The organism is Hydrocoleum sp. CS-953 (assembly GCF_002260545.1).
GTDB lineage: Bacteria > Cyanobacteriota > Cyanobacteriia > Cyanobacteriales > Microcoleaceae > Trichodesmium.
This window is the reverse complement of sequence record NZ_LGSU01001410.1, coordinates 1-12,399: the sequence shown is the minus strand read 5'-3', so window position 1 is coordinate 12,399 and position 12,399 is coordinate 1. Positions and strand designations below refer to the sequence as shown.

The 12,399-nt window shown below is 33.4% G+C and carries 5 protein-coding genes and 2 pseudogenes; 6 read left to right on the top strand and 1 reads right to left on the bottom strand.

Annotated elements, in window-relative coordinates; all coding sequences use genetic code 11:
• Positions 1-4,275 precede the first annotated feature (4,275 nt).
• From AFK68_RS28550 to AFK68_RS28525, 6 genes and pseudogenes are all read left to right on the top strand, one after another.
• Positions 4,276-4,560: a YiaA/YiaB family inner membrane protein gene (locus tag AFK68_RS28550; protein ID WP_094677132.1), complete on the top strand. Its 285-nt coding sequence runs from the start codon at positions 4,276-4,278 to the stop codon at positions 4,558-4,560.
• Between the two features lie 817 nt (positions 4,561-5,377).
• Positions 5,378-5,854: a type IV pilin-like G/H family protein gene (locus AFK68_RS28545; RefSeq protein ID WP_371357607.1), complete on the top strand. Its 477-nt coding sequence runs from the start codon at positions 5,378-5,380 to the stop codon at positions 5,852-5,854.
• A gap of 258 nt (positions 5,855-6,112) precedes the next feature.
• Entirely contained in the window at positions 6,113-6,661 is a 549-nt protein-coding gene (locus AFK68_RS28540) for a type IV pilin-like G/H family protein (protein ID WP_094677128.1), read from the top strand.
• A gap of 196 nt (positions 6,662-6,857) precedes the next feature.
• Positions 6,858-7,421, top strand: a complete 564-nt coding sequence (locus AFK68_RS28535; RefSeq protein ID WP_094677126.1) for a type IV pilin-like G/H family protein — start codon at positions 6,858-6,860, stop codon at positions 7,419-7,421.
• Positions 7,394-7,737, top strand: a pseudogene (locus AFK68_RS28530) (ATP-binding cassette domain-containing protein); the annotation flags it as partial. The gene AFK68_RS28535 and the pseudogene AFK68_RS28530, both read left to right, overlap by 28 nt.
• 1 nt (position 7,738) lies before the next feature.
• Positions 7,739-8,658: ABC transporter ATP-binding protein (locus AFK68_RS28525; protein WP_143438390.1), on the top strand; the 920-nt coding region annotated here is incomplete at its 5' end.
• Between the two features lie 3,526 nt (positions 8,659-12,184).
• Here the strand turns inward: AFK68_RS28525 and AFK68_RS37495 are convergent.
• Positions 12,185-12,399 (bottom strand): annotated as a pseudogene (locus AFK68_RS37495) (CoA-binding protein); the annotation flags it as partial.

Below are 12,399 nucleotides of genomic sequence, written 5' to 3'. Positions count from 1 at the left end.
GTGTGGGGAGGGTGGGGAGAAACTATTCACAAGAATTACCAGGTATTACTAACAGAAAATCATCATTTAAAATCGACTCTTTTAGAGTTATATCATGTCTGGTTGAATAGTTATAATTAAAGTTCGTAGAATTGCTCTAGCCCGAACTATAGATAGGGCTAAAGCCCTACTACAAACAAATTTTTTTATCACTGATTATCCGGACATGATATTAGTAAATGATTGTTACTGCTGGAAAGGTAATCGCTGTGAAAAATGCCAGAAAATTATCAAATCATTAGCTACATAAACAGCTAAGAAAAAAATTAATACTCCTGAAGAGTATGAAGCTATTTTGACAAAATAATCAGGTCAATAATCTCCTTTTACATAGGGGATGAAAAAAATAAACTTCAGTATTTCAAGCATAAAGCTTAATTTAGAGATACTGACAACTGATAACTGATAACTAATAACTAAAATGACACAAACTACATCTGAAAACAGCAAAAATCAAGTAATGAAATCATTTGAGCAAATTTTATCTGCTCGCAAAAATATCACATCAAAAGTAGCAACTAAGGAGGAAGAAGCAGAAAAAGAAAAAGGTAAACAAATCTTAGAAACTGCTGCTACTTATACTACTGATAGTATTGTTAAAGGTTTGGCTGATTTACAATTAGATTTTGGTGGTATTGTGAATCAATTATTAGAAAATTTACACCAAGAATCGGCAAAACTTGACGAATTAAAACTTGGTATTGAAATAGAAAATCAACACTTACAAGAGTTACAAAAAATTCGTATTGTTGCTGATGCACTACATATTTTAACTCAAGAACATCAAGAAAAGTTAGGATTTCTAGAACAGAATTTTAANATTAGATTTTGGTGGTATTGTGAATCAATTATTAGAAAATTTACACCAAGAATCGGCAAAACTTGACGAATTAAAACTTGGTATTGAAATAGAAAATCAACACTTACAAGAGTTACAAAAAATTCGTATTGTTGCTGATGCACTACATATTTTAACTCAAGAACATCAAGAAAAGTTAGGATTTCTAGAACAGAATTTTAACGAACATCAAGAAAATATTACAAAAGATATGACGACTAAGCGAAAGGCTTGGGAAAAGGAACAACAAGAGTATGAAATAGTAGTTGAAGAGGAAAATCAATTGTTAGTTAAACAACGGGAACAAGAAGTTTCAGATTATCAATATGAATTAGAACGTCAACGTAAAATTGAAACAGATGACTATCAAGAAATGAAACGAAATATGGAACGAGAATTACGAGATTTAGGTCAACAAAAGGAAAAACAATGGCAAGAAAGAGNGGAAAAGGAACAACAAGAGTATGAAATAGTAGTTGAAGAGGAAAATCAATTGTTAGTTAAACAACGGGAACAAGAAGTTTCAGATTATCAATATGAATTAGAACGTCAACGTAAAATTGAAACAGATGACTATCAAGAAATGAAACGAAATATGGAACGAGAATTACGAGATTTAGGTCAACAAAAGGAAAAACAATGGCAAGAAAGAGAAAGTTATCTGGCAGAAAATCAAGTTGAATTTGAAGAAAACAGAGAGAAGGTTAATGGTTTTGATGAAGAGTTGAAAAAGGCTTATGTTAAAGCTAAAGAGGAGGCAATTCAAGAAGCAAACCGGGAGGCAAAAGTTAAAGCAGATTTGTTTGCTAAAGAGTGGGAAGGAATGAAGAATGGTTATGAGTTAAAGATTCAATCTTTGGAGGAAACAATTGAGCGACAAACTGAACAAATTAGCGATATTTCTACTCAGTTACAAGCAGCGATACAGCAAGCGCAAGATTTAGCAATGAGAGCTTTTGCTAGTTCTAATAATGGTTCTCAAGCTAAATAGATTAGTAAGCATTCAGCGGTCAGCTTTCAGCTTTCAGCTATGACTTATTATACATAGATTAAGACTATGACTATGACTAAGAAACCGGGTTTATTTAGTTGATTATTTTTCAATTACGAACTTTTGCTGAAAAACCCGGTTTCTATATAAGTAGCACAAGCATCTTGCTTGTAACTATGATTCAAATTTCGATTTTATTACTTACAAACTTAACAGGAGAAAAAACAAATGGTTAAAAGAGTTAGTGCTAACAATACTAAAGCTGAAATTTTAGAAGCCTTTGCAGAACTAAAAAAGGAAAAATCTGCCCTAGAAGCAGAAATGAAGGAGTTAAGTCAGGGAGGCACAACTATAACTCAAACCTCTGGAAATTCAATATCAAAACAACCAGAAAAAGAAGGCAAAAAATCTATGAAATCAAATCAAACTCAGAACAAACAAACTATGCAATATACAATTGACAATTTACTTGCAATACAAAGTGGTTTTGGTGGAGCTATTAGTGAATTATCAGAAAAGCTCACTTCAGAAGCTACTAAATTAGAAGAAGTTCGACAAAAAGTGGCAGAAGAAATTAAGCAATTAAATGATTTGCACAATTTAGAAAATATTGAGGAAAATACTTTAGATAATTTGATTCAACAGTATGAACAAAGTGCTAAAGAATTTGAAACAGAATTTAGCGATCGCCAGGAAAATTTACAACAAGAAATGGAGTCAGGCAAAAAAGCTTGGGAGAAAGAACAACAGGAACATCAAAGTAGTATAAAAGNAAGAAATTAAGCAATTAAATGATTTGCACAATTTAGAAAATATTGAGGAAAATACTTTAGATAATTTGATTCAACAGTATGAACAAAGTGCTAAAGAATTTGAAACAGAATTTAGCGATCGCCAGGAAAATTTACAACAAGAAATGGAGTCAGGCAAAAAAGCTTGGGAGAAAGAACAACAGGAACATCAAAGTAGTATAAAAGAACGAAATGAGCAGCAAAATAAAACTCGTCAACGGGATGCTGAAAATTATCAATATGATTTGCAGTTGCAACGAGATTTAGATATTGACGAATATGAACAAAACAAGAAAAATTTGTATCAAGAATTAGAAGAATCTCAACAACAACAAGAGAAACTTTGGTCGGAAAGAGAGCAGTCTATTTCTGAGCGGGAAAAAGAATATGCTGAAGTAGAATTGAAGGTACAAGACTTTCAAAAACAACTAGGAGCTAATATTAATAATGGGAAAGAAAATGGGCGAAATATTGGTACTTATCAGGCGAAAGTTAAATCCGATTTATTAGCAAAAGAAGTAGACGGAGAAAAGCAATATTATGAACTACGAATTCAATCTTTACAACAGACAATTCAAAATCAAGAACAGCGGATTAAAAATCTATCTCAACAATTAGATTCGACTTTAATTCAAGTTCAAGATTTAGCAGTTAAAGCAATTGAAGGTGCATCAAATTCTCGTTCATTTCAAGCCATGAAAGAAATTGTTTTAGAACAAAAGAATCAGCAAAAGAAAAATTAATTTATAATAAAATTAATGGCGTAACATATCTAATGGTTGTGCATTAGGGCGGGTTTACTTAATCTAAGGGTAAGCATGAAAATTTCTACTAAAACCCGCCCCTACCATTGCACTATTTAAGGTGTGTCAGTCTACTACTGAACTGACACAACCAATTTAGTCCAAAATTGTAGGGTGTGTTAGACGGCTTAAATTAAGACAATGAAAGTCATTTAGCAATCCGTCGTAACGCACCATTTTAGATGTGTCAATCCACTACTGGACTCTCTATTTATTGGCTTGAATACCTCTTTTTAATTAAAGGGAAATCTCATTAAATTATTTTAATTAGCCTAATTATTTATTTTGTCACATTCTTTTTTTTAAATTGTACTATTATATTCACTTTTATTATATTCAGATAATTTTTTCGGATCTATTTTTTTTATTTCTTCNATTTATTGGCTTGAATACCTCTTTTTAATTAAAGGGAAATCTCATTAAATTATTTTAATTAGCCTAATTATTTATTTTGTCACATTCTTTTTTTTAAATTGTACTATTATATTCACTTTTATTATATTCAGATAATTAGATAGTACAATTTTTTAACTGTCTACCTATAAATTTTATCTATAAATATCAAACTTTATTTGTATCGTTATAGAAAATCAAAAATATAGCACTATTGAGGTGGAAATGGCAGATATTTATAGCTTCTAAAACTCACTCATGGATCAATTATAACTTCTAACTTCTGACTTCTAACTTCTGACTTCAGTCAGCGATCGCTTGTGCATCTATACAAACTGTCACTCTATTATCATTCCTATAAATTTATACACCTAAAATCAAAATAAATCAGCTAAAAACTTTGATTGAGGTAGTAATTTTATGACCAACAAATATGTTCAACAAAAAGATACTGCTGCATGGATACTTCAAGTTTGGGCTTCCTTTATTCTTGCCACTGGTGGCACAGCGATAGGCATTATTTATCTACCTGTAGATATTTGGATTAAAAGTTTTATGGGGATGGGTTTAACATTCTCAGTAGGTTCCGCTTTTACCCTAGCAAAAACAATTAGAGATAATCACGAATCTGAAAGAATTAGTGCCAGACTTGATGAAGCAAAAGTTGAAAAATTACTGGCAGATCATCATCCTTTAGATAAGTAGAAAGTATCTATATAGCGCTACGCACAATTTAGAATTTAGAAGTAATTCCTGACTGAGTTTGAGCATTTATAAATGTCCTAACTAATTAACATAGTGCTATAAAATTCCCGTATGGTGGGCAAATACTTCTACACAGTTAAATACTAATAATAGAAAAAAAATGGGCACGACACGGGTTTTTCAAAGGTCTGTACAGATGATGAAAAACGATTAATCAGTGTATTAGTGCCCAAATTTGTGTTTAGCTCATAGGCAGCAACTCTACCTATTTACTAATAAGTAAGCAGGCGCAAAAAAACAAGTATGTAACCAAAAATAAACTTAGTGAAAAACCTGTTTCTTTTTGGTCTCTGAGTTCTGCCTTATCATCACAATAATTTTTAATGCTTACCTACTTATTTTATGATTTACCTAAGTTTATTATTAGAAATAATTTGTAATTTTTAGAGAGAGTGGAGAGAGTAGGTATCTGGGTACAATAACAGTAGAGTCGATTGTTAATTAATCAGACTTAATCTTAGATATTTTTTGGGTGTGATGTGAGTTGGCAATGCCTTGATAGAAATTTAACTACACAGGGAAAACTAGGAGGTAAATCATGTCAACAAAACAATCTGCTAATTTTAGGAATATATCTTTGGTTGATTTAATCCCGTTGATATTTGGTGTGGTGGTATTTAGCATTGTTTTGCCCTCGTTTTTAAACCAAGCCCACGTAAACAAACAAAGCGAAGCAAAACAATACATCAGTTCAATTAATAAAGGACAACAAGCTTATTATGCTAAAAACGGTNATTTAATCCCGTTGATATTTGGTGTGGTGGTATTTAGCATTGTTTTGCCCTCGTTTTTAAACCAAGCCCACGTAAACAAACAAAGCGAAGCAAAACAATACATCAGTTCAATTAATAAAGGACAACAAGCTTATTATGCTAAAAACGGTGAGTTTAGCGATAACATCCCTGATTTAGGATTAGGTGCCAGCTCAGAAACAGCAAATTACTCATACAAAATCAAACGAGTTAATAGTATGACGGTTATAATTACTGGTACTAATAAAAATAAAAAATCTTATTATCATAAACCTATAAACTTACCTTTTTTTGGGACAAGATTACCTTTTTCTCAGCGGATACGTCTACCTGAAAATGCTTTAAAAAGTTATTCTGGCATAGTATATATTAAAGACGGTACTACTCAAACAATGATTTGTAAAACTGACAAACCCTCATTAATAGCACCCGATAATTTTCAATCTTTTGACCAATGTCCGTTAGGTTCTTCAGAACTATAAAATATCTGTACTTTACTCAGATTTTTGGTGTTTATTTTACTGTCTGGTTTGGAGGAGCATCTGCTCTACCTGACTAATACCAGTTTGATAAAAGAATGTTACAAAGCTGTGTTTATAGGGAACGAGGAACTGGGTAAAATAATAGTAGAGTTGATTATTAATTAATCAGACTTAATTTTAGATATTTTTTGGGTGTGATGTGAGTTGGCGATGCCTTGATAGAAATTTAACTACACAGGGAAAACTAGGAGGTAAATAATGTCAACAAAACAATCTGCTAATTTTAGGAATATATCTTTGGCTAATTTTATTGGGTTGATATTTGTTGTGGTGGTATTTAGCATTGTTTTACCCTCGTTTTTCAACCCTAGCTACCCGCTAAGCAAGCGAAGCGAAGCAAAACAATACATCAGTTCAATTAATAAAGGACAACAAGCTTATTATGCTGAAAACGGTGAGTTTAACGATAATATTTCTGATTTAGGATTAGGTATCAAGTTAGAAACAGTAAATTACTCATACAAAATTAAAGAAATTAATAGTATGAGGGTCCTAGTTACTGCCACTGCTAAAAAGAGAAGCTTCTATTATGAACCTATGCGCTTACCTTTTTTTGGGATAAGATTACCTTTTTATCGGCGGATACGTCTATCTGAAAATTATTTAAAAAGTTATTCTGGCATAGTATATATTAAAGACGGTACTAGCAGCTCAATGATTTGTGAAACTGACGAACCCTCATTAACAGCACCCGATAATTTTCAATCTTTTGACCAATGTCCGTTAGGTTCTTCAGAAACTTTTTGACCAATGTCCATTAGGTTCTTCAGCACTATAAAATATCTGTACTTTACTCAGATTTTTGGTGTTTATTTTACTGTCTGGTTTGGAGGAGTCGATTATTAATTAATCAGACTTAATCTTAGATATTTTGTGGGTGTGATGTGAGTTGGCGATGCCTTGATAGAAATTTAACTACACAGGGGAAAATAGGAGGTAAATCATGTCAACAAAACAATCTGCTAATTTTAGAACAATATCTTTGGTTGATTTTATCACGTTATTTGTATTTGCTTTGGTATTTATCATGGCTTTGCCCTCGTTTTTAAACCAAGCCCAGGTATACAAACAAAACGAAGGAAAACAATACATAAGTTCAATTAATAAAGGACAACAAGCTTATTATGCTGAAAATGGTGAGTTTAGCGATAATATTTCTGATTTAGGATTAGGTATCAAGTTAGAAACATCAAATTACTCATACAAAACCAAACGAGTTAATAGTCTGAGGGTTATAACTACTGCTACTACTAAAAATAACTTACCTTATTATTATGAACCTATACGCTTGCCTTTTTTTAGGACAAGATTACCTTTTTCTCGGCGGATACGTATATCTGAAGATGCTTTAAAAAGTTATTCTGGCATAGTATATATAGTATATATTAAAGACGGTACTAGCAGAACTAGCAGATCAATGATTTGTGCAACTGACGAACCCTCATTAACAGCACCCGATAATTTTCAATCTTTTGACCAATGTCCGTTAGGCTCTTCAGCACTATAAAATATCCATACTTTTCCTCTCAAAACAATCTTTTTGTCGGGAAATTTCTAGATCAACCTATCTTATTTTATACAACAGCCATGCTAAAAGAACTAGCAATTGAAACCCGTGGATTAACTAAACAATTCGATCGCAACATAGCGGTGAATGACCTCTATTTACAGGTAGCAACCGGGGAAGTTTATGGAGTTATCGGACCAAATGGCGCTGGCAAAACTACCCTATTACGAATGTTAGCTACCGCCGAAGAACCCACAACAGGGGAAATATATATAAGTGGAGAACGTCTACTGCGCGACCATACCAACCCCACCCTNGATTAACTAAACAATTCGATCGCAACATAGCGGTGAATGACCTCTATTTACAGGTAGCAACCGGGGAAGTTTATGGAGTTATCGGACCAAATGGCGCTGGCAAAACTACCCTATTACGAATGTTAGCTACCGCCGAAGAACCCACAACAGGGGAAATATATATAAGTGGAGAACGTCTACTGCGCGACCATACCAACCCCACCCTTAAACAACGCCTCGGTTTTTTGCCAGACGATTTTCCGGTATATGACGACCTAACTGTGTGGGATTATCTCGACTATTTTGCCAGACTTTATAATTTGCGGGAACCTCATCGTTCACGCCGACTGTTTGCTGTCTTGGAATTGGTGCAATTGGTGAATAAACGCAATAGTTTAATTTCTACTCTGTCGCGGGGTATGAAACAACGTCTGAGTTTAGGAAGAACTATTATTCACGAACCATTACTTCTATTATTAGATGAACCTGTTTCTGGTTTAGACCCCATTGCTAGAATGCAGTTTCGGGAAATTATCAAAGCTTTGCAGGAAGCAGGAATGACAATAGTAATTTCTTCCCATATTCTGAGTGACTTGGCAGAACTTTGCACTTCAGTAGGAATAATGGAATTAGGTTATTTGGTAGAAAGTGCTTCTCTCCAAGAACTTTATCAACGTCTTAGCACTCAGCAAATTTTGATTTCTGTCATGGGTGGGTTATCAGAGTTAATTACGGAAATTAAAAATTCTCCCTGGGTGGAAGCTTGGGAAGTTTTGCAGGAAGGTCAGCAAGTGCAGGTTCAATTTTTGGGAACTCCCGAAGATGCTGCTAGTTTGTTGCGATCGCTCATTCTTGCCAATATCCCAGTCACAAATTTCCATTGTACTCAAGAAGACCTAGAAGCAATTTTCCTCAAACTCGGACATAAGCAAGCAAATTAAGACTTACCCAGGAGGAACCCATAAACCCGGTTTCTACAGTAAACCATTATTTTTAAGAATAGACATTTAGGAGAAACCGGGTTTCTTTGCGTAAATCCTGTTAATTTCAAAATTTTTGGAGTTATTATTTATGAAACTACTAGACAATTTATTCAATTGGAATCCTCAATTATTCCGAGAAATAAAAGGTCGCCTCAAAACCAGAAATGTAGCGATCGCTATCTCTGCATCTCTCCTGTGCCAATTTCTTGTTATGATGACTTCTCTAGCAAAACTTCCAGAAAAATATGGTGCAGATATTGTTGGCTATAACCAGTATTGTATCCAAGCAGGAAAATATTGTACTGGTATTGACTGGTCACATTGGTGGGCAGATATCTTTGTCACTTTTAGCTGGATTTTGTTTGCTTTGACCTTACTTGGTGGAGTCTATATGTTGGTAGCTGATTTGATTAAAGAGGAACGTCTTGGTACTCTCAATTTTCTGCGTCTAAGTCCCCAGTCTAGTCAGAATATTTTGCTTGGCAAACTATTAGGAGTACCAATTTTAATTTACTTAGCACTCGCTATTTCTCTACCTCTACATTTGTGGGCGATTATTTCATCAGGGTTGTCTTTATTTTGGTTTTTGGGATTTTATGGAATCTTAATTGTAGTTTGTTTTTTTTTCTACAATGCTTCATTCCTTTTTGTCTTTTTAGGAGGTACTCAAGCTTGGTTAGCTACTACGATAGCTGGGATATTTTTCTGGGTGATTATGGCTATTAGTCAATCCTATTTTGATGATTTTGCTTTTTTGGGCAGTGGTGTTGGATCTCCAGAAATAATCAATGTAATGCATGTAATAATTTTGGGTTTGCTTTTGGGAAATTACTGGATTTGGCAAGCTGTAAATCGTCGTTATCGAAATCCTAATGCCACAGTTATTAGCAAAAAACAAAGCTATTGGTTAATGGGATGTTTCCAAGTTATTCTACTACTGTTTTGCTTCAATATTATTATTATTGGTGAAAATTTAACTGAGATTTTAGAAGCATCATTGTTGTTCTGCTGCACTATTAATTTATTCAGTTTTTTGTTACTCATTGCTTTCTTATCACCCCAACAACAAACTTTACAAGATTGGGCAAGATACAGACATCTACAAGTTAATAATGATGAAACTGCGATTTTGAAAGGGTTAACTATTAGTTTAAAAGAAGATTTAATCTGGGGTGAAAAAAGTCCGCCTTTAGTAGCAATAGCAATTAATGTAGTCATTACTGGGGTAATTTTGATTTCCGGGATTTTACTTATTAACGGAATTATACTACCAGCTATTTTGACTTTAATTCTCAGTCTAAATTTAATCTTGATTTATGCCGCAATTACTCAGCTTGTATTGTTGATGAAGGTGAAAAATCCTAAAAATTGGGCTGTGGGAATATTAGGTAGTTTGATTACTTTACCACCTATTGCTTTATCGTTACTTNACAATTATTGCTCATTGGAGTGTCTTGACACTATTAACTTTACAACTGACTCGAAAAATCCAAAAATTAGGTGTATCTGATTCTCAGAAATTACTGATAGGTCAAAAAGATTGAAGAATTCACCATGGAAAATTTCTCATTGGAGTTATAACTTATGTTATCTAAACCATTCGTCAATTTATTCAATTGGAATCCTCAATTATTCCGAGAAATTAAAGGTCGCCTCAAAAGTAGAAATGTAGCGATCGCCATCTCTTTATCTCTCCTGTGCCAATTTCTCGTAATAATAACTTTTCTTGCAGAACTTCCAGAAAAATATGATACTGGTATTAACTGGTCATATTGGTGGGCAGATCTCTTTATCACTTTTAATCGGATTTTGTTTCCTTTGATCTTGGTTGGTGGTGTCTATATGTTAGTAGCTGATTTAGCTAAAGAGGAACGTCTTGGTACTCTCAATTTTCTTCGTCTAAGTCCCCAGTCTAGTCAGAATATTTTGCTTGGCAAACTATTAGGAGTGCCAATTTTAATTTACTTAGCAGCAGCTATTTCTTTGCCTCTACATTTGTGGGCAAATATCTCATCATATTTCTCTTTATCTTGTTTTTTTGCATTTTATGGAATCTTAATTATAGTTTGTTGTTTTTTCTACAATGCCTCACTACTATTCGTGTTTTTGGGGGGTACTCAAGCTTGGTTGATTTCTGCAATAGCAGGTCTATTTTTGCCAGTCATTATGTCTTTTGCCTCTGTTAGTTATGATAGTAGTCTTAACCGCATTGAATATTATCCAGAAATTATAATTCTAGTAATTTTAGTTTTGTTAGGAAATTATTGGCTTTGGCAAGCTGTAAATCGCCGTTATCGAAATCCTAATGCCACAGTTATTAGCAAAAAACAAAGCTATTGGTTAATGGGATGTTTCCAAGTTGCTCTACTACTGTTTTGCTTCAACATTATTGGTGAAAATTTAACTGAGATTTTAGAAGCATCATTGTTGTTCTGCTGCACTATTAATTTATTCATTTTTTTGTTACTAATTGCTTTCTTATCACCCCAGCAACAAACTTTACAAGATTGGGCAAGATACAGACATCTACAAGTTAATCATGATGAAACTGCGATTATCAAGGGATTAGGTATTAGTTTAAAACAAGATTTAATCTGGGGTGAAAAAAGTCCGCCTTTAGTAGCAATAGCAATTAATTTAGTCATTACTGCTGTAATTTTGATTTCCGGGATTTTACTTTTGAATAACAGCGAAATTAATGGAATTATACTATCAGCTATTTTGACTTTAATTCTCAGTCTAAATTTAATCTTGATTTATGCCGCAATTACTCAGCTTGTACTGTTGATGAAGGTGAAAAATCCTAAAAATTGGGCTGTGGGAATATTAGGTAGTTTGATTACTTTACCACCTATTGCTTTATCGTTACTTTCAATTACACCTGNACAATTATTGCTCATTGGAGTGTCTTGACACTATTAACTTTACAACTGACTCGAAAAATCCAAAAATTAGGTGTATCTGATTCTCAGAAATTATTGACAGGTCAAAAAAATTGAATAATATTCAATTAGTTTGGAATGGAAGTGTGATAAGAAACCGGGTTGATCGAAGGTAGATATTAGTATGGTGGAGCATTTAATATAAACCCGGTTTCTGTACTTTTTTTCAACCGATACTACCGGATTTTATATGACTGAGAAAAAATTGAAATCTGGGGCGGGTTCTATTACCAAAAAATAGACAACAAAATACACTTTTTCCTCTGAATACTTGTGCTTATACCAATTACCAAAAGTAATGCTATACTTAGGTGAAACTTCAATTATTAAGTCATTAACACAGGCCCATGGAACCTTTTTGATAATTAGCACCCCAGGAGCGTGTTAATTATTTATGTTTTTACTTCTCGCCCACTCCCCCACTCCCCTACTCAAGAAAGTGTAGAAAAGTTTTTGAGAAATGGTATTAAACCCGCCCCCTATTTCAGAAAAATATCAACTTAATTCCAAATATTTATCATATCAATTTATCAAAATAGAAATTAAATATACTTCTTTTGCAGTGAATTCCTCACTAAACTTGGGATGTCAGAAGGTCGTTTTGCTACTGGTATTTTAACTGCTTCAAAAGCTGCAATTTTACTTTCAATCTCACCATTATAATCATATTTTTCACCAGCAACCCTAGCACTAATTAAACTATTAGCATGACTATAATTCTGATTTATGGGAGAATAAGTACCAGAAATATACGCAA

Coding starts and splice junctions, on each gene's coding strand:
- AFK68_RS28535 (WP_094677126.1), top strand. CDS start 6,858: ATGTCAACAAAACAATCTGCTAATTTTAGAACAATATCTTTGGTTGAT.
- AFK68_RS28550 (WP_094677132.1), top strand. CDS start 4,276: ATGACCAACAAATATGTTCAACAAAAAGATACTGCTGCATGGATACTT.
- AFK68_RS28540 (WP_094677128.1), top strand. CDS start 6,113: ATGTCAACAAAACAATCTGCTAATTTTAGGAATATATCTTTGGCTAAT.